Here is a 19,517-nt window from a genome sequence, read left to right as displayed (position 1 = left end):
ACAGCTGATTCGTGTCAGCGAACATCATCTCTGGCTTGTGCTCAAATCCAGCAACATTTAATCCGCGCAATCTCTGGGCGGTCACTCGAAGCAGGCTCTATGCTGCGAACATCGAGATGCAATGGAGTTGAAGATGAAGAGCTGGATTGCCGTAGCGCTGGCCGCGCTGATTTCCTTGTCCGTCCATGCGGCCGACGCCCCCACTGTGCGCGTCGAACCGATCGCGTTCACAACCAGTGCCGACAGCATCCAGCGCAAACAGTCGATCAAGGGGGACCAGACCGCGCAGTACACATTCAACGCCAAGGCCGGCCAGATACTGACCGTCGACTTCAAACCGTCCAACACCTCCGCTTACTTCAACATCCTCGCCAAGGGTGCGGATTACGCGCTGTTCAACGGCTCGATCATGGGCAATCACTTTCTCGGTCCACTGCCCGGCGATGGCGAGTACACGGTTCAGGTCTACCTCATGCGCAACGCCGCCCGGCGTAATGAAGTGGCCAAGTACGATTTGTCTCTGAAGCTGGTTAATAACGATGCTGGATCTGGCACGAGGACAAAGTGACGGAGTTCAGAAGTGACATCGCTCAGTGTCGCCGGCAGATAAACCCCTGAACCACTTCTACACTCACACCGCCCCCACTGCCACGACGAGCCCCCATGACCACCCTCCAAACCCGCATGAAGCAAGGCAAGGACGCCCGCAAGAAATGCTCGCGCAGCGCCCACGCCACCACCGGAAAGATGAACCGCGATCCGATCCCGCTGATCAAGGCCTCCAGTCAGGGCCGCGTCGCCTCGCTAGTGGAACTGCGTTACGGACGAATGCTGGTGTCGCCCTTCACGTTCTTCCGTGGCAATGCGCTGGTGCAGGCACATGATCTGTCGAGCACCGAGAACATGGGACTGGTCGGGCCGATCTGTGGGGATGCGCATTTGATGAATTTCGGCGGGTTTGCCACGCCGGAGCGCAATCTGCTGTTCAGCGTCAATGATTTCGACGAGGCGCACCCCGGGCCTTGGGAATGGGATGTGAAGCGGCTGGCTGCGAGTTTCGTGGTGGCGGCGCGGGATTTGCGCCATGGCGAGTCGGTTGAGGAAGACGTGTGTCGGCAGATGGTCGGCGCCTATCAGGCGACGATGCTGGAGTGCGCCGAGCAGAGTGCGCTGGAAACCTGGTACGAATCGATCAAGTACGAAGATTTGCTCGATCAGGCGCGCAAGAGTGCCCTGGAGCACGTGCAGCGCGCCGTCGATAAAGCCGAACGGCGCACCCACGCCGAGTTGCTGCCGAAGATCAGCGAGCGCGACGCGAATGGGCGGCTGGTCATTCGTGACGATTTGCCGGAGATTTTCCACCTGCACAAGAACACCACGCTGCTCGACGCCGATGATGACTGGTTGCGGCTGGCGGACTGGCGGCCGTTGTTCGATACGTTCATGCGTGACTATCGCACCACGCTGCAGGCTGACCGGCGGGAATTGCTCTCGCGGTTTCACGTGCAGGATCTGGCGTTCAAAGTGGTCGGCGTGGGCAGTGTCGGCACCCGCTGTTTGGTGGCGCTGCTGACCGACGATCAGGAGTTTCCGTTGTTCCTGCAGTTCAAGGAGGCGCGGCGCTCGGTACTCGCCGACTATGTGAAGGCCAAGTCCCGCACCCGTCATGAAGGCCAACGGGTGGTCGAAGGGCAGCGCTTGATGCAGTCGGCCAGCGATCTGTTTCTCGGCTGGACCACCGGTCCCAACGGTCGGCATTTCTATGTGCGGCAGTTGCGCGACATGAAGATCTCCGCCGAACTGGAAAACGTCGACGCCGACACCTTCGCCGCCTATGCCCGGGTCTGTGGCCGCGCATTGGCACGGGCGCACGCCAAAGCCTCAGGCAACGCTGCGCTGATCAGTGGTTACATCGGCAAGGGCGATGCCTTGGCCGACGCTTTGTTCAAATACGCCCGCAGTTACACCGCGCAGAACGAGCGCGACTTCGAACGCTTTCAGCAGGCCTGCCGCAAGGGCCGGCTGACGGCGCGTTCGGAAGCGGATTTCGCCGCGGATCATCTGCCCTGAGGCGTTGCAGAGCGGTCGCTGCCGAGATGAATTTTTCTTCACTGCTCAGGCTCGATCAACACGGTACAGTCCGCTCGCTCATTCAAGAAACTACGGTTCGCCCGCGCTCTCCCGCGGGCTTTTTTTTGCCTGGCGTTTGCTGCCGAAGCGATACACCCAAGTGTCCTGCACGCCGTGCTGCTGCGATTGCCGCGCCTGTGGATGAACCCTGATCAGCGCAAACCCCGCCGCTTCAGCCAGACGCTGACTGCGGCTGTTGGCCGACGATGTGGTCAGGTAAAAGGTGAACTCCGGCAGGCGCCTGACCAGTTGCTGGAGCACTTCGCGCATGTAGCCCTTGCCGGCAAACGCGCTGTTGGCCCAATAACCGACGACATAACGCTTGCGTCGACGCGGCACCAGGCCGATGCAGCCAACGACGGCTTGTCCGTCTTCAGTCACGATGAATAAGCGCCGCTCACCGGTCTCGCTGGTGAAGTCATCCCGCGCTTGCAGCATGGACGACAGCGCCCGCCCCTCACTGGTGTGTTCAACCGCCCACTCGAGAAAAGGCGCATGCTCGCGGTAACTGGCGTTCAGCGCCTCGCGCACCGGAGTGACCAGCGCTGGGTCCGGCGCCCGAACACGCAGCGCCAACCCGTTCACCGTCAATGCAAATTCCATTGCTTGTTCCTCCAATCCCGGAAATGCCGCAGTCGATAACCCTGTGCACTCAACCAAAGAAATTTACAGAGCGCCAGCGCGGTTTGTTTTTTTCCATCTCCTAGGCAATCCTGTCCCTCGACCCTGCCAACCGGAGCCGCCGATGTCACTGCTGAGCCTGCCCTGCCAACGCCTGACGCTCGCCATCCTCGCCCCGGAACAGGCCGAGCTGGAAAGTGACTTCTATGCACGCAACCAGCGCCATCTCGCCCCTTGGTCGCCGATTCGCACCACCGAATACTTTTCCAGCGAGCAGATTCGCCGACGCCTTGAAGTCCAGGCCAGTGCCTACGAGGCCGGGCTGGCGATGCATTTCGCTCTGTTGACGCCGGATGGCCAGCAAATGATCGGCGCGTGCAATTTCAGCGGGATCATTCGCGGAGCGTTTCAGGCCTGTTATCTGGGTTATCACATCGACCACGCGCATCAGGGCCAAGGCTTGATGCAGGAAGGTCTGGAGGCTGGCATCGGCTATATGTTCGACACGCAGAACCTGCACCGGATCATGGCCAACTACATGCCCGGCAACGAACGCAGTGCGCGGTTGCTGGAGCGTCTGGGTTTCGAGCGCGAAGGCTACGCCAAGGCTTATCTGAACATCGCCGGCCGCTGGCAGGACCATGTGCTGACGGCGCTGGTCAATCCGTTGTTCGAAACACCGGAGAAGCGTTGGTCGCGTCAACTGGCGTGAGTTTCACAATTTGTTAAGCATTGGCGAAGTATGCTCAAGGCTCCTGCCCTTTCCGGTTGCCTGAAACCCATGCCGCGTGCCGCCACTTCACTGTTTCTACTCGCCGCCCTGCTGTTTTTTTTCGCTTTGGGTAACCACCAGTTGCAAGGCTCTACCGAGGCCCGGGTCGCCGGGATCGCCATGGAGATGCATCTGGACGATGACTGGGTGACGCCGCGCCTGTTCGGCGAACCGTTTCTGGAAAAACCGCCGCTGAGCCTGTGGCTGGACGCCGGCGCCATGCGCGTGTTTGGTGTTTCGCCATGGGCGGTGCGGCTGGCGTCGGCGGTGGCCGGGTTGCTCAGCGTGATGCTGCTGTACGGCATGCTGCGCCGCTTCGGCCGGCCAAAAGCGGTCGCGTGGACGGCGGGGATTCTGCTGGCGACCATGGCCAGCTACTGGAGCAACGTGCGCGGGGTCGGCGAAGATGCGCTGCTGGCGCTCGGCGTGACCACGGCGCTGCTGGCGTTCTTTCAGGCACAACGCGCACCGAACGCGGCTAACTCGCTGCTGTTTATCGTCGGGATCGCTATCGCCACTTTGAGCAAGGGCGTGCTCGGCCTGGCGATGCCCGGGCGTGGTGATTTTTGCCTACCTGCTGGCCGACAACCTGATCGACAAACGCCTGAAGGTCGGTGCCTGGCTGCGTCCCGGCCTGCTGACGGCGGTGTGGGTCTGATTCCGTTGCTGATCTGGCTCGCCGTGCTCTATCAACGCGGTGGTTCGCACGCTGTCGCTGAAGTGCTGCTGACCAACAGCGTCGGTCGCTTCAGCGGCTCGTTCGTCGAGGCCGGGCATTACGAGCCGTTCTATTACTATCTGGCCAAACTGCCCGAAGCGTTTCTGCCGTGGAACATTCTGGTGTATCTGGGGCTGTGGCATTTCCGCAAGGAGCTGAAGGCCGACCGCTATCTGCTGTTTTTCAGCCTGTGGATCGTCGCGCAGTTCATCATGCTGACCCTGGCCTCGAGCAAGCGCACGGTGTACCTGATGTCGATGACCCCGGCGGCGGCGGTGATTGCCGCCGAGTATGCGCGCGTGCTCTTCGAGCGCTTGCAGGCCCGCGAAACCGTCGACCGCTTTATCGGAAAAGTCGCCCGTCATCGTCAGGCAATTGCTGCCGGCTTGCTCACGGTGGTGATCGCCAGCTACCTCGGCGCCGCGCAGTGGGCACTGCCCAACGCCGACAAGGAGTTGTCGTTCCTGCCGTTGACCGAACACATTCAGAGCTTGCAGGCCAACGGTCAGCAGGTCGCACTGTTCCAGGCCAATGAACGGGTCGGCGGCGCCAGCGTGTTCTACACCCAAAGCGTGCTCAAGGGGCTGGATACTGACGCGCAACTGCACGACTTCCTCAGCGCTTCCCCCTCGAACGTCGCGGTGATCTCGGCAGACAGCGAACCCGCCGCACCACTCAAAGTGCTCAAGACCATGATGGTCGGGCGTCAGGCGTATTACTTCGTCGGCTACTGACGTCCTTCGCACCAGACAATAAAAAACCCGCCGTCACTGGCGGGTTTTGTTTGCGCTGAAGCTTGGCAAACGTCAGTTCATCGGGTGCTCACGGAGTGCCAGTCGGAGGCTTCGATGAAGCCAAGCACCCGCGGGTCTGCTTTGTTTGCGGCAGACACAAACAGTGAGGAACCGTAGCCAGGGTCAGAAACCGGTGTATTCAAGTCCTTTTCCAGCTCCGCCATGCATTCGCTGTGGGTCACCAGGATCAGATTGCGCCCGGGGAGCTTGTGCGCCAGCGCTTCCTGCAGGATGTGGCCCTTGCAGCTGATTAGCCAATCTTCGCCGCTGGCCGCGCGGTTGAACATGTAACCGGCGGTCTGCACCGTGCGCAGCATCGGGCTGTTGTAGATGTCAGCGTTATTCAGGCCCAGATGCTCAAACTGTGCACCGACACCGACCGCAACACTGCGCGAGCGGTCGGTGATGCCGTCGTCGCCACTCAGGCACGGCGCCGGCGAGTGATCGCAGCGCTCGACGTGACGCACCAGCACAATCATGTCGCCCTTGGCCCACCCGGCCGCCAGCGCGCGGGCTCCGGACACATTGCCATGGGCCAGATCCGGCACCGCCGCCGGGGCGAGCAGCCACAGTGTCAGCGGAATCACCAGCAGCGACGCGCCGAGCACCACCCAGGTATTGCGATAGCGGGCCAATCCGCTCAGGGAAATCGAGCGTTTGACGCCGAACAGACTCAGTCTCAACTCCACATCGGGCCGCCTCGTCGGCATGCATCACAGTCAATACGATGCGGCGAGAGTAAGGAAGCGGGCGTAAGTGGCGAGTGAAACGCATGTGAAAAAAGTCTTGAAGCGCCCTTGTTACAAATTCCGTAGGACAAAAACCTTTCAGCTCTCGTGTTTGCGGCCGATACAGACCTGCTAACACCCTTGCTGGCTCAAAAAAACAACAATCTTCCAGCCTGACCGACGATCAAGTAGCTCTACGTTCCTGGAGGAATTGTGATGAATAGCTGGTTCGGCAACATCAGCGTGAACATGAAATTGGGCCTGGGCTTCGGCCTGGTCCTGGCCCTGACCTGCGTGCTGGCCCTGACGGGCTGGACCAGCCTCGGCGGCCTGATTGACCGCAGCAACTGGATGAGCGACATCACCCAGCTCAATGCCGGTCTGACCAAGCTGCGCGTGGTCCGCCTGCAATACATGCTGACCAACGGCGACGAAACCGCCGCGCAGAATGTACAAACCACCCTCGAAAGCTTCGCCGCGCAACAACAGGCGCTGATCAACAAGTTCAAGAGCCCGGAAAACGTCAAACTGCTGAAAGAGCAGGCCGCGACTATCGCCGAATACCAGACCTCGCTGAACAAGATGCGCAACGCCTACCGCACCGGCAACAGCGCCCGCGACGTGATGGGCACTAACGCCGACGCCGCTTACAACCTGATCGAAACGATCAGCAAGCGCGTGCAGCAAATGGACATGAGCGAGCAGCGCTTCGAGCAGTTCCAGGCCATCACCCAGGCCAAGGAAGCGTTCATCCTGGCGCGCTATGAAGTGCGCGGCTACACCGCCACCACCAACGCCGAAACCGAGCAGAAAGCCGTCGGCCAACTGGACGCAGCGATCGCCAGCCTCAAGCAACTGAACGTGCATTTCGCCGCCACCCAGCAAGACGCCCTGCGTCAGCTGGAAACCGCCCTGAGCAACTACCGCAGCGCGTTGCAGGCCTACAAGAACGCCAACAGCGAAGCGGTGCAGGCGCGTAAAGAGATGACCGATCAGGGCACCGCGATCGTCAACACCAGCGAGCAGCTGTACCAGATCCAGCTCGACCGCCGTGACATCGAAAGCGCCCAGGCCCGTACCTTCCAGCTGATCAGCACCCTGCTGGCGCTGTTCGTCGGTGTGATTGCCGCAGTGATCATCACCCGTCAGATCACCCGTCCGCTGCAAGAAACCTTGGCCGTGGTCGAGCGCATTGCCAGCGGCGACCTGACCCAGAACGTCACGGTCACCCGCCGCGATGAACTCGGCGTGCTGCAACAGGGCATCGCGCGCATGGGCGTGACCCTGCGCGACCTGATCAGCGGCATCCGCGACGGCGTCACCCAGATCGCCAGCGCCGCCGAAGAACTCTCGGCCGTGACCGAGCAGACCAGCGCCGGTGTCAACAGCCAGAAGGTCGAGACCGACCAGGTGGCCACCGCCATGCACGAGATGACCGCCACCGTGCAGGAAGTCGCGCGCAACGCCGAAGAAGCCTCGCAAGCCGCAGCCGCCGCTGACGGCGAAGCCCGTGAAGGCGACAAGGTGGTCAACGAAGCCATCGCGCAGATCGAGCGTCTGGCCAGCGAAGTGGTGCGTTCCACTGAAGCCATGAGCGTGCTGCAACAGGAAAGCGACAAGATCGGCAGCGTCATGGACGTGATCAAAGCCGTGGCCGAACAGACCAACCTGCTCGCGCTCAACGCCGCGATCGAAGCGGCGCGTGCCGGTGAAGCCGGTCGTGGGTTTGCCGTGGTCGCCGACGAAGTCCGTGGTCTGGCCCAGCGCACGCAGAAATCCACCGAAGAAATCGAAGGTCTGGTCGCCGGACTGCAGAACGGCACCCAGCAAGTGGCGGCGGTGATGAACAACAGCCGAGCCCTGACCGACAGCAGCGTGGCCCTGACCCGCAAGGCTGGCGACTCCCTGGAGAACATCACCCGCACGGTGTCGAACATCCAGTCGATGAACCAGCAGATCGCCGCCGCGGCCGAGCAGCAAAGCGCCGTGGCCGAAGAAATCAGCCGCAGCATCATCAACGTGCGCGACGTGTCGGAACAGACCGCCGCGGCCAGTGATGAAACCGCCGCGTCCAGCGTTGAACTGGCGCGCCTGGGCGGTCAGTTGCAGCAGATGGTCAGCCACTTCCGCGTCTGATCTTCAGTCAGCGCCAAAGGGTAAATCCAATCGCGGGCAAGCCCGCTCCCACAGGTAACGAGTCGAACACAAAATTGTGAACGACCGAAAAACCTGTGGGAGCGGGCTTGCCCGCGATTGCGTCAGCCCGACCACCCTGATGTCCCAGACAACTCGCCTTCGTGTAGGAGCTGCCGCAGGCTGCGATCTTTTGATCTTGTTTTTAAAATCAAAGTCAAAAGATCGCAGCCTGCGGCAGCTCCTACAGGGGTTGCGTTGGATCAGCAGGCCGGTGCGCGTGTTGCCTGACTCTAGCGTGTCCCGCGCTGGCGCAACGCCGAGGGCATGAAATACGCGTCTTCCGGCACCGGTTGCGAGAAGTCCACGGTGGAGGCTTCTTCGTTATCGAGGTTCTGCACGTAGTAACGGCGGGCCTGCAGGTCGTGGAACACGTCCAGTGCGCTCCAGGTGGTCGGCAGGTCGTAGAAGTTTTTCAGGTAGGCCATCGACACCCGCCACAACTCCCCTCGCCCATCGTATTGATCAACCAGCGCCGCGCCCCAGCTGTCCTCGTCGAGGAACAGCACGCGCTTGGAATAGATATGCCGCGCGCCCGGTTTCAGGTTGCCTTCAACAACCCACACGCGGTGCAGTTCGTAGCGGGTGAATTGCGGGTTGAGGTGGCCGGGGGTCAGCAGTTGGGCGTACTTCACGTCGGGGCTGCCGACCTTGTAGTTGTTGTAGGGAATGTAGATTTCCTGCTTGCCCTTGAGCTTCCAGTCGTAGCGGTCCGGCGAGCCGTTGAACAGGTCGGTATCGTCCGCCGTGCGCAGGCCATCGGATGAGGCGATCGGCGTGTCATATGCCAGGTTCGGCGCGCGGCGCACACGGCGTTGGCCGGCATCGTAGACCCAGGCCTGACGCGGGTCCTTGAGCTGATCGAGCATCTCGTGCACCAGCGCCGCACCGCCGGCCAGCCGCGCCGGACTTTTCACGAAGGCGAGGTAGTAGAACAGGATGTTTTTCAGGTCGGCATACTGCCCGCCCGGACGGTAGAAGTTGAACAGCGCTTCCTGCTGCGAGGTCACCAGCGCAAAGCTGCCGTTGCGCTGCACCGGGGCTTCGGACGCGCGACGTACCACGTAGATTCCGCGATAACGGGTGATGTGGTTCCACAGCACTTCGATGCCGTCCTTGGGCACCGGGAACGGTACGCCGCCGTAGGCATCGGCGAATCCGCTGCCGCCCTCCAGCAGCTTGGCCGAGGTCGCGTTCTTCAGGGTGTTGTCATACAGCCACTGCGGCGCCGAACCCGAGCGACGCGACGGGTAGACCGGCATCTGGAACGTGTCCGGGTAGCTGTTAAACAGCGCAATCTGACCGGGGCTGAGGTGGGCCTTGTACTGGTCGAGATTGGCCTTGGTAATGGTGAACAACGGCTTGTCCGCCGCATATGGATCCGGGTGATGTTGGCCCGGTTTGTAGCCGGCGGGCGCCTGGGTGATGCCGCCGGTCCAGGCCGGAATGGTGCCGGCGGCGTTGCCCGCGCGCTCGGCGCCCATAGGCGTGAGGGTAGTTTTCAGTTGTTCGGCTTGTTGTGGGGTGATGGCGGCGAGGGCGCTGCCGGCGGTGAGGCCCAGAACCAGCGCCAGCATGGTTTTGCTGAATCGTGATGCGTAAAACATGATCGATCTCCGAGATGGGAGTGAGGTCTGAGAATCACCGCAAGTCCCTTGTAGGAGTGAGCCTGCTCGCGATAGCGGTGTGTCAGACAACATTTACCGCGACTGAAAATCCGCTATCGCGAGCAGGCTCACTCCTACAAGGGGGTGCGCCTGTGTTCTGGATATCAAAGAAAATACTTGAGATTGAACCCGACGTTGTCGCGGTCGCGAATCCCGTTGTTCTGTCCGCCGCCCCAGAAGTTGGTGTATTGCACCTCGGCTTCGAGCTTGTTCTGGTAGTTGGCCTTGATCCCCAGGGTGTAGGCCTTACGCCCGTCGATGGTGTTGCCGGCCTGATAGCTGTTGCCCTTGAAGTCGTCCTTGTAGACGACGTAAGGCGACACGTTGACCCCGGCGTACACGTCGTTCCAGGTGCCGTTGAACATCACCGTGTAGCTGTAGGAGTTGCGGTTGACCTGATCATCACGATCACCGCCGGAGACATAAGAGGTGTTGCCGGTACCGGCGTAATAACGCGTGCTGCCGTCGTAGGCGGTGTATTGCAGACTGCTGCCGCGCAGGTGTTCGGAGGCCAGTTCGAAGATGCCGAACATCGAGTCGAACGACAGCGTCGGGCCGAAGTTGTAGATGCTGCCCAGCGAGGTGTTGAACGCCTCGACGCGCTCGGCGTTGTTGATCTCGCTGTCTAGCGTGACCATCTGCCCGCCAACGTTGACGGGCTTGCCGGTCACCGCTACAGCGGCACCGTTGGCCAGATCGCCGATCAAGTCGTTAGTCGCGGCGATGCCGATCGGCAGGTTCGGCCGGTAGGCAATCTCGCCGAACACCGAGGCCTGGCCCAAAGTGGTATTGAAGCTGAAACCGTACATGCGGATGTCTTCGGCATAGCGCCGATGCGCCTGAATATTGCCCATCACGTCGGCTGTCGCCAGACCATTCGCCAGCGCCCCAGCCTGACTGCCAGCGACGCTGGAGAGCATGTTGGTCAGGGCATTCATGTCGATGCCTTTGTAGCCACCGAGGTCAGCGGCGATGGTCGGCTCCTTGGCGTGGTAGTTGACCAGATACAGGCCGAACTCGGTGCTGTTGAGCTCCTCGGCGATGTAGCGAAACGCAAAGCCAAACTGACCATCGTTGCGCGCGTTGTAGTCCTTGCCGATCGACGCCACTTTCAGCGTATTGCCGTAGGCCGGCGTAACGCCGTTGGCGTACAGGCCAGTGGTCTGCAAAACCGGACTGAGCAACGGGTTGTTGCCCAATGCGCTGTACAGGCCGATGACGTTGCCAAAGCCCGGCACCGGCGTATCAAGCGCAGTGCCGCTGAAGTTGTTGTAACCGGTGTTGCCGCCATCGGCGAACAGGTCGGTCTGCGAGTAGAAAGTGCCGACCGGGTCGATGCGGGTTTCCTTCCAGTTGGTCTGGTAGAAGCTCTCCAGGGTCAGCGAATCGCTGAGGCCAATGTTGAAGCTCACGGCCTCCACCGGCATCAGCACTTCCTTGACTTCGGCGCCCGGCAAGCGGTACTTGGCGGCGTCCACCGGGTTGGTGGTGTTGATCCCGCCGCGATAGAAAATCCCCTCGCCCCAGTTGAACACCTGACGCCCGACCCGCGCGGTGACCGGCATCTGCGCCACGTCCCAGTTGCCGTAGACATAGGCGTCGAGCATCTCGATCCGGCTGCCGGCGATGTCGCGGGTCTGGCTGGTGAAGCGGTCGTCCTGCGGGTAGCTCTGGCTCGGCTGCGACGGGTTGTTGTTGCGGTAGTAATCGTTGCGTTTGTCCATCAACTGGGTGTCGTAGAACGCCGTGCCGCGCAGGAACATCCCGTAGTTCTGGTAGTTGGCTTCCAGCTCCGAAGTGATCTTGTACACCTCGGAAACCAATCCGGTGTCGAAGTTGCGATTGCCGTCGTTGGTGTTGACGTCATCGTTGTTCTTGTCGCGGCCCTGCACCCGCCACAAACGCCCATAGGAAAGGGTCGTGTCAATCGAGCCGGTGACTTGATTGTCCAGCACGCTGAACTCCGCAGCCTGCAGCGCATCCACCGCGCAGAGTTGCAGCAGCCCTGCCAGGCCGACACCGGGAAGTGCCACGCCGGTGAGGCGCAATCGAGTGTTGATCATGGGTTCCTCCTTCCTTGTTCTTATTGTTTTTTGCGTGGCCGCGATGGCTACGGTGCCAGTCCCGCACGGACATAAGTCCGGCTGTGCGCGCCGAAATGGCCGAGCAGTTTGAACAGCTGCTGATTGAGTGCCGGATGCTCGAACGTCTCGCGCTGCAACTGATTGCCGCTGCTGAAATCGCTGGTCACCGGAGCCGTCTCCAGCCACTGACCGATGGCTTCATCGAACGCCGCCGAGTCCTCGACCGACTCGGCGCTGACCACTTCGCGCAAGTAGTCCACCGAGTACGGCGGATACTGTTGGTCTTGAGCGACATCGGCGTAGGCCGCGAGCATCGGATGCGCCTGACCGGTACGCAGCACGCGGCGCAGCCAGGTCGACTGGTACTTCTCGATTTCCATATGGCGGGTGGCGACGCGTTCGATCGAGGCTTTTTTATCATCGGCAAAACCGGCCAGCGCCTTGCCTTCCAGCAACAACAGACTCGGCAGCTCGACCCCGGGCAGCGGCTTGGCGTGATACGGCTGGGTCAGGTCCTGCACGTGGTGCACGCCCCATCCGAGGAACCGGTAGCCCCAGTAAGGATGGCCACTGGCGAACGCCAAACGCGCCAGCCCCAGGTACTGATAGGCGCGCCAATCCGGCCAACTGCGCTGAAGAAATCCGGCAGCGGCATACACCACCGGGCTTTCATGGAAGAATCCCATGTGGAACGGCGCCTGCGAGCTGTACTGAAAACGCGCATCGCCAAACGGCTGCGGGCCGAAGCCATACAGCGCGCCGACCTCGCCGGGGTTATCGCTGAACAGGTTGATGTCGTGACCGTAATCCGGCTCGTCGGCGGCGCTCGCCAGTACCGCCAGCGCCGCGACTTTATCGCCGTCCGCCACGCAAATGAAACGCTGACGATTCCATGGCGAAAGCGTCTGTTCGACCATCACCTGATCGGCACTGAGATGTTCGCGCTCGGGCAGGTCTTGACCCGGCAGCGGTTGAATGACCATCGCCAGATGAATGCGCGGATTGAGCCGCAGCGCGGTGAGAAAGTCGTGGCGCAGATTGTCGCCCGGCACCGCGGGCAGCTTCAGATTGTCGGGGCGCGGCGGGTACTGGGTGAAGTGTTCACGGGCGAAGTTTTCCTGTTGCTCCAGCAGCGCGACCACGGCCGGATACTGCTCGGCGAGAAAACGCTCCAGCGGCTCGACTTCGACCGGCGGCGCATCGCGCAGCGCCGGCAGTTCCTGCAACGCCAGATAGCTGCCCACCGTGTGGTTCGACCAGCCCCACGCCGTCGGGGCTGTTGCACAAAGCAGCAACAGGAGAAAGGTCAGCTTCATTGCTTTTAATTCTTATTGGAGGTGCTGTGGGGGTTGAGCCTAACAACCGCCCCCGGCGCTGACACTGTCCGATCTCACCAGAAAAAGTCTCCGATAGCGCCATGTGCGAATCACCACGCCCCCTGTAGGAGTGAGCCTGCTCGCGATGGCGGTGTGTCAGTCAAACAGGTGCAAGCTGACACACCGCCTTCGCGAGCAAGCCCGCTCCCACAGGGGATTTCTGGTGTCTGGTCAGGCGGGGTAACCGGTGATTTTTCGGATGCTCTGGTACAGCGGTTTGAGCTGGCGATACATGCGCAGGTACACCTCGTTGTACAAACGCTCATAGACCTGCTGCGCCTCGGGCTGCGGTGTGAACACCGCGCCCACCCGCGTCATCGCGGCGATTGCCGTGGGGAAATCCGCATACAAGCCCAACCCCACCGCACAACAGATCGCCGCGCCCAACCCGGACGCTTCGTACACATGCGGACGCTCCGCCGGCAGACCAAAAATATTCGCCGTCAGCTGCATCGCCGCATCACTCTGCGAACCGCCACCGGCCACTCGCAGGCGCTTGATCGACACCTTCGAGCGCTTCTCGATGTTCTCCAGGCCTTGGCGCAACGCATACGCCAGCCCTTCCAGAATCGCCCGGTAAATATGCGCGCGGGTGTGCACGTCGCCGAAGCCGATCATCGCGCCTTTGGCTTCGACACCCGGCTCACGAATCCCTGGCGACCAGTACGGTTGCAGCATCAGCCCCATCGACCCCGGCGGCACCGCGTTGACCAGCGCATCGAACAGTTGCTCAGGTTCAATGCCCTGCTCTTTTGCCTGCTGCATCTCGCGCAGGCCGAACTCGTTTTTGAACCAGCTGACCATCCAGTAACCGCGATAAATCATCACCTCGCAGTTGTACTGATCCGGCACCGCCGAGGGGTACGGCGGGATCAGCGGGACGATTTCCAGGTAGCGCGAGCGAGTGCTGGTGATCGTCGCCGTGGTGCCGTAGGACAGGCACACCGTGCTCGCATCGACCACGCCGGAACCGACCACTTCGCAGGCCTTGTCAGCGCCCGCAGCAATCAGCGGCAAGCCCTCCGGAATCCCGGTGTGACGGCTAGCTTCGGCGCTGATGTAGCCAAGGGTTTCACCGGGTTTGTGCAAGGTCGGCAATTGCGCGGGACGCACCGCCAGCGCCTGCCATTTCCAGTCACTGGGCGCGGCCCATTTCAGGCGTTTGAAGTCGAACGGCAAATAGCCGACGCAGCAACCCACCGAGTCGACAAAGCGCCCGCACAGACGATGAGTGAGAAACCCCGAGAGCAGCAGAAACTTGTCGGTCGCCGCCCATACTTCAGGCTGGTGTCTGGCGATCCAGTTGGCCTCGGCCTGAGCGCGAAAATAATCCACGGTGGCCTGCGCGCCGACCAGTTTGAACAGCCAGCCCCACGGCCCCTTGATCCCGCCCTCGACTTCGCTCTGGCGCTGATCGAGCCACAGAATGGCCGGGCGCAGCGGCTTGCCCTGAGCATCGACGTTTATCACCGTGCCGCGCTGAGTGGTCAGCGACACCCCGGCAATCTGCGAGCGATCAATCCCGGTTTGCGCCCATACCTGCTGACAGGCTTCGCCGAGTTTCGCCCAGTAATATTCCGGGTCCTGTTCGGCCCAGCCCGGTTGCGTCGAGTAGTACGCCTGCAACTCGACCTTGCCTTTACCGAGCAGATTGCCCTGCAAATCGAAGAGCAATGCGCGCACGCTCTGGGTGCCGTTGTCGATCGCCAGCAGGTAGCGCTTGTTCGCGTGGTTATCCATGGCGCTCTCTTCAAGGGGCATCAAGGCGTGGCATCCGGCAGACCGTGATGGCGTTGCCACAACGCCCGGTAACGCTGCAGCTCTTGCTGCCAGTGTGCATCGTCCCAGCCCAGTCTTGGCTGGCAGAGTTGGCGGATAGCAGCGAAATATTCTTCACCACCGCGCGCCAGCAACAGGCCCAGACGGGTGCGGCGCAGCAACAGATCATCGAGGTGCAGCACCATTTCCGCTTCGCAGGCAAAGGCCAGCTCTGCCCACAAGGTGTCGGTGTTGCCGACCGTTTCGTGACCCAACTCGGCGATCAACTGCGCCAGTCGCGGCAGGTCACGCCCGTGGCGTCCGGCCAGACGTCGCCACTGTTGCGGGCTGAGTCCGGGGATCGGCAGTGGCACTACAGCGGCAAAAACCGCTGCGCCGTGATCTTCGAAATCGCGGCCAAGCATGTCAGCGCAGGCCTTGAGCACTTCGATGGCTTGCGGGCGAAACGTCGTCAGTTTGCCGCCAGCCAACGTGACGCACCCCGGCTCCTGCCACAGCACATGTTCACGGGTTTCATTCGACGGTTTGCCTTGCTGCTCACCCGCCGCGCTGCCCACCACCGGACGTACGCCGGACCAGGTCGACAGCACATCGCTCGCCGTCACTTCGGCACCTGGAAATTGTTGCGTGCAGGCCGCCAGCAGATAGTCGAGTTCGTCAGCGCTGATGCTCGCGCTCTGGTCCAGATTCTCGCGATGATCGAGGTCGGTGGTGCCGACCACCGTCGCCCCTTCCCACGGAAAAACGAACACCGGCCGACGGTCGCGCGCATGCAGAAACGTGAAGGCCTGCGCCACCGGCAAGCGCCAGCCCGGCAACAGCAGATGGCTGCCGCGCAATGGCCGCAACTGTCGTGGCGCCTCGGGCAAACGCAGGCGCTCAGCCCACGCCCCGGTCGCCACCGCCAGCACGCCGCAACGCAATTGCAGCGATCCACCCGCTTCGCAGTCCTCTATCTGCACCCCACACACCCGACCGTTTTCGCGCAGCAAATGTTCGACGCGCACCCCGTTGAACACCGCCGCGCCATCGGCCCGCGCTTCGTGCAACACGCGCATCACCAGCCGTGCGTCATCGGTCAGCGCATCGACAAAACAGGTGCCGCCGAGCAGGTGATTTTCCTTCACCCCCGGCGCGAGAAAACGCAGTTGCTGCGCGTCATGAAAACGATGACTGCGGCGTCCAGCCAACGCGTCGTAAACCGACAACAAGCCACCGAGCACACGCGGCCCGGGAAAGCCGCCGCGATAGTGCGGCATCATGAAACTCATCGGCTCCACCAGCCCCGGCGCTTCGTCGAGCAGACGCTGACGCTCGCGCACCGAATCGCGGGTCAGGCGCCACTGGCCCTTGGCGATGTAACGTAAACCGCCGTGGACCATTTTCGACGATCGGCTAGAGGTGCCCCAAGCGAAATCCCGTTGCTCCAGCAGCAGACAACGCCAGCCACGCCGCGCCGCTTCGCGCAGAATTCCAGCACCGCTGATGCCGCCGCCAATCACGATCAGATCCCAGCTTGCGTCGGCCAATGTCGGCAAGGTTTGATGGCGCCACGCGGCGTTCCAGTCCGGGTGCATGATCGTCACTCCTGCAACAGCGTGCCGGGGTTGAGGCGCCCGGCCGGATCGAAGTGCTTGCTCAGCGCCTGCAAGGAGTCCATCGCGAGTGCGCCTTTCTCGCGCGGCAGATACGGCGCGTGATCCTTGCCGACCCCGTGCTGGTGGCTGATGGTGCCGTGGTTGTCGACGATGGTCTGGCTGGCCGCGTGCTTGAGTGCCTGCCAGCGCGCCAGTGTTGCCGGATAATCCGCCGCCGGGCGAAACACGTAAGTGGTGTAGATGCTCGAGCCTTCGCCGTAGACGTGGGACAGATGGGTGAACACATGCACCCGTTCACCCTGCGCCGCCAAGGCATCGCGCAGGCTATTTTCGATCAGGTTGAGCAGGTGGTCGACGTTACTCCAGTCGGTGGCGGTTTCCAGGGTGTCGACCACGTAACCGGCGTTCCACAGGTTCTCCCGCAGGTAGGGGAAACGGAAGCGGTTCTGCGCCCACTTCTTGCCGAGCAAGGTGCCGGTGAACACGCCACCGAAGGCTTTCAGATGCTGGCGCGCCTGGCTCAGCGACAGCGCGTTTTGCCGACGGTTGCCGGTCACGCCGAAGGTCAGCAGGCACTTGCCTTCACCGGCACCGCGCAGGTTCAGATACTTTTCCAGCCAGGCGATCTGCTGCGGATGCCCGGCCAGCGCCAGTTGGGTTTCGGTCTCCACCGCGTTCGACAGGCGCAGCATCGACAGCGGCACCCGCGCCTGGGCCAATTGGCGAATCGCTTGCAGCGCCTTGCTCCAACTGGGCAGGAACACTCCGTAAAAACGTTCATCGGCCGGCAGCGGGCTGACCCGCACTTTGACCTCGGAAATGATCCCGAAACGGCCCTCGCAACCGAGCACCACTTCGCGCAGATCAGGCCCCGCCGCCGAAGCTGGGAACGTCGGAATTTCCAAGGGCCCGGCGAAAGTTTCCAGGGTGCCGCCAGCGAACAATTGCTCGATGCGCCCGTAGCGCAACGACTGCTGACCGCTGGAGCGACTGGCCACCCAACCGCCCAGCGTCGACAGCTCCCACGACTGCGGGAAATGCCCCAGCGTGTAGCCGCGAGCGCGCAGCTGACTTTCCACCTGCGGGCCACTGGCACCGGGGCCGAACGTCGCCAGTTGGCTCTGCTCGTCGAGGTCGATCAGACGATTCATCCGCGCCAGCGACACGGTCACCACCGGCCGCGCCGAATCCGGCGGGTTGATGTGCCCGGCCACCGAAGTGCCGCCGCCGTAGGGAATCAGGCACAGGTCCTGCTCATGGGCGAGCGCCAGTAATTGACGGATCTGCCCGGCGGTTTCGGGAAACGCCACCGCATCGGGATAGTTGCCCAGCGCACCTTCGCGCAGCGCCAGCCAGTCCGGCAGGCTCTGGCCCCTGGCGTGCAGCAGACGGTCATGGGCGTCGACGCTGTACAAGGTGTGCGCCGCCAGCCGCGAGAGCGGCACCCGCGCCAATGCCGACTCCAGCGTGGCATCGGGCAATACGTGCCCGGCCCCCAGTCGTTCATGGAGAAAACTCGCGCCCTGGGCCGGCAGTTCGACCACCGTGGTTGCCTCTCCCCAGCCGTTCCAGCGTCGCATGCGTGTGTCCTTCTTATGCAGTCTGATCAGTGATGTGGCAGGCCTCCATACTAGTCAGCGGCCAAAAAGTGTCACGGTCGCATCCGGCCAGTTCGAGTAGCCAATTGAGTCAAACGTCGCGCAAGTGCCAGCCATTTACTTTAGTCGGGGTTTCAAATTACCTTTCAGGCATTCATTCGCTCACGCAGGCCTTGATCAAGGGATTCGGATCATGCAATCGCTCGGCTTCACCTCGGTTCCGCCGCTGCTCAAATACGTGCGCCATGCCGAGCAACTGGGCATGGCCATCGAGCCGGCGTTGGCGGCAGCCGGATTGCAGGCGCAGCAACTGAGCGACAACAGCCTGCGCCTGCCGGGCGAAACCCATGAACGCCTGCTCGATTATTTCTGCGAGCACTCGGGCGATCCGCTGTTTGGTCTCAACGCGGCCAATTTCGTCCTGCCCAATTCCTGGAGCGTGCTCGGTTACATCACCATGAACTGCGCGACCCTGGGCGATGCCATGAGCCGGATCATGCCGTTCGAAAAACTGGTGGGCGACATGGGCGTCAGCCGCGCCGAAGTGCAGGACGGTCATGTACACCTGATCTGGACTTGCCGCTACGAGCGTCCGCGGATTCGCCGGCATCTGGTGGAAAACGTCCTCGGCTCCTGGCTGCAATATGCACGCTGGATCGCCGACACGCAGATGTCGCCCGCCGCCGTGTGGCTGGAACATCCGCGTCCTGCTGACACCACACAAGCCCAGTACGAAGCTTTTTTCGATTGCCCGGTGCTGTTCGAGCAGGCCTATTCAGCGCTGATCGTGCCGTTGGCGTATCTGCAATTACCGCTGCGCCAGGCCGATGCGCAATTGCTGCGTACGCTGGAAGAACACGCGATGGGCTTGATGGCGACGCTGGAGGATGCATCGCTGGAACAACGGGTCAAAAGCATCCTGCGCCAGTTGCTCAAGGAAGGCTTGCCGCGCAAGGAACAGGTGGCCGAGCAGCTCGCGGTGTCGGTGCGCACGTTGCAGCGCCAGTTGCATCAGGCGGGGACGTCGTATCAGCAGATTCTTGATGATTTGCGTCAGGAGCTGGCGGAGCATTACTTGCTCAACAGCACGTTGCCGATTCAGGACATTGCGCAGTATCTGGGGTTTACCGAACCGCGGTCGTTTCATCGTACGTTCAAGAGCCGGCGCGGGATGCCGCCCGGGGAGTTTCGGCAGATGCATCGGGGATGACGGGACTGGCCTCTTCGCGAGCAAGCCCGCTCCCACAGGGGATTTGTGTCGTACACAAAATCTGCATTCACTGAAGATCCACTGTGGGAGCGGGCTTGCTCGCGAAGGCGCCAGTCGCCTCACCTCAATCCGACAGACAAATCCTCCGCTCCTGTAGTGCAATAAACACTTTCCAGCACGCCTGTTTAAAGACACTCAGTGTTACGGCTCACCACCCTACAAATCCTTGCGCCGCTGCCTACGGCTAAG

13 protein-coding genes and 2 pseudogenes are annotated in these 19,517 nt (G+C 61.9%); 7 read left to right on the top strand and 8 right to left on the bottom strand.

All coding sequences use genetic code 11. The features are described 5' to 3' along the window. The first annotated feature begins 133 nt into the window (after window positions 1-133). Both E3Z29_RS06350 and E3Z29_RS06345 read left to right on the top strand, forming a co-directional pair. Complete coding sequence (locus E3Z29_RS06350) at window positions 134-568, top strand: hypothetical protein (protein WP_098967134.1); 435 nt, start codon at window positions 134-136, stop codon at window positions 566-568. A gap of 95 nt (window positions 569-663) precedes the next feature. Next, window positions 664-2,070: a DUF2252 domain-containing protein gene (locus E3Z29_RS06345; protein WP_134785401.1), complete on the top strand. Its 1,407-nt coding sequence runs from the start codon at window positions 664-666 to the stop codon at window positions 2,068-2,070. Between the two features lie 90 nt (window positions 2,071-2,160). On the opposite strand, the gene E3Z29_RS06340 is transcribed toward E3Z29_RS06345, so the two are convergent. Further along, entirely contained in the window at window positions 2,161-2,733 is a 573-nt protein-coding gene (locus tag E3Z29_RS06340; RefSeq protein WP_134785400.1) for a GNAT family N-acetyltransferase, read from the bottom strand. Window positions 2,734-2,875: 142 nt separating this feature from the next. Here E3Z29_RS06340 and rimJ point away from each other — a divergent pair, with 142 nt between their 5' ends. Together rimJ and E3Z29_RS06330 are read left to right on the top strand one after the other, a co-directional pair. Further along, the gene (rimJ, locus tag E3Z29_RS06335) at window positions 2,876-3,463 is read left to right on the top strand and encodes a ribosomal protein S5-alanine N-acetyltransferase (RefSeq protein WP_134785399.1); all 588 of its coding nucleotides are present in this window, start codon (window positions 2,876-2,878) and stop codon (window positions 3,461-3,463) included. 69 nt (window positions 3,464-3,532) lie between these two features. Further along, window positions 3,533-4,975 (top strand): annotated as a pseudogene (locus tag E3Z29_RS06330) (ArnT family glycosyltransferase). A gap of 77 nt (window positions 4,976-5,052) precedes the next feature. Here the strand turns inward: E3Z29_RS06330 and E3Z29_RS06325 are convergent. Then, complete coding sequence (locus E3Z29_RS06325) at window positions 5,053-5,724, bottom strand: histidine phosphatase family protein (protein WP_098967127.1); 672 nt, start codon at window positions 5,722-5,724, stop codon at window positions 5,053-5,055. Between the two features lie 255 nt (window positions 5,725-5,979). Between E3Z29_RS06325 and E3Z29_RS29900 the strand changes: the two are divergent. Further along, window positions 5,980-6,993: pseudogene (locus E3Z29_RS29900) on the top strand (methyl-accepting chemotaxis protein); the annotation flags it as partial. Between the two features lie 42 nt (window positions 6,994-7,035). Next, window positions 7,036-7,899, top strand: coding sequence for a methyl-accepting chemotaxis protein (locus tag E3Z29_RS29895; RefSeq protein ID WP_371260362.1), 864 nt, complete (start codon window positions 7,036-7,038; stop codon window positions 7,897-7,899). 290 nt (window positions 7,900-8,189) lie between these two features. On the opposite strand, the gene E3Z29_RS06315 is transcribed toward E3Z29_RS29895, so the two are convergent. The 6 genes from E3Z29_RS06315 to E3Z29_RS06290 all read right to left on the bottom strand — a co-directional run bounded on the left by E3Z29_RS06315 (window position 8,190) and on the right by E3Z29_RS06290 (window position 18,040). Then, entirely contained in the window at window positions 8,190-9,563 is a 1,374-nt protein-coding gene (locus tag E3Z29_RS06315; RefSeq protein WP_098967121.1) for a DUF1329 domain-containing protein, read from the bottom strand. Between the two features lie 164 nt (window positions 9,564-9,727). Beyond that, window positions 9,728-11,686, bottom strand: a complete 1,959-nt coding sequence (locus E3Z29_RS06310; protein WP_134785397.1) for a DUF1302 domain-containing protein — start codon at window positions 11,684-11,686, stop codon at window positions 9,728-9,730. Between the two features lie 47 nt (window positions 11,687-11,733). Beyond that, complete coding sequence (locus E3Z29_RS06305) at window positions 11,734-13,023, bottom strand: phospholipase (RefSeq protein WP_134785396.1); 1,290 nt, start codon at window positions 13,021-13,023, stop codon at window positions 11,734-11,736. Window positions 13,024-13,254: 231 nt separating this feature from the next. Beyond that, complete coding sequence (locus tag E3Z29_RS06300) at window positions 13,255-14,823, bottom strand: FGGY-family carbohydrate kinase (protein WP_134785395.1); 1,569 nt, start codon at window positions 14,821-14,823, stop codon at window positions 13,255-13,257. 20 nt (window positions 14,824-14,843) lie between these two features. Next, a complete protein-coding gene (locus E3Z29_RS06295; protein ID WP_134785394.1) occupies window positions 14,844-16,439 on the bottom strand; it encodes a glycerol-3-phosphate dehydrogenase/oxidase in 1,596 nt (531 codons plus the stop codon). A 5-nt stretch (window positions 16,440-16,444) separates the two neighbouring features. Beyond that, complete coding sequence (locus tag E3Z29_RS06290; protein ID WP_134785393.1) at window positions 16,445-18,040, bottom strand: FAD-binding oxidoreductase; 1,596 nt, start codon at window positions 18,038-18,040, stop codon at window positions 16,445-16,447. 211 nt (window positions 18,041-18,251) lie between these two features. Between E3Z29_RS06290 and E3Z29_RS06285 the strand changes: the two genes are divergently transcribed. Beyond that, complete coding sequence (locus tag E3Z29_RS06285) at window positions 18,252-19,268, top strand: AraC family transcriptional regulator (protein WP_098967111.1); 1,017 nt, start codon at window positions 18,252-18,254, stop codon at window positions 19,266-19,268. The last annotated feature ends 249 nt before the right edge of the window (window positions 19,269-19,517 follow it).

The sequence above is a fragment of the Pseudomonas sp. S150 genome, assembly GCF_004526365.1.
In the GTDB taxonomy this organism is placed as follows: domain Bacteria; phylum Pseudomonadota; class Gammaproteobacteria; order Pseudomonadales; family Pseudomonadaceae; genus Aquipseudomonas; species Aquipseudomonas putida_A.
Note: the sequence above shows the minus strand (reverse complement) of the source record. Positions and strands in the feature narration are given on the sequence as shown.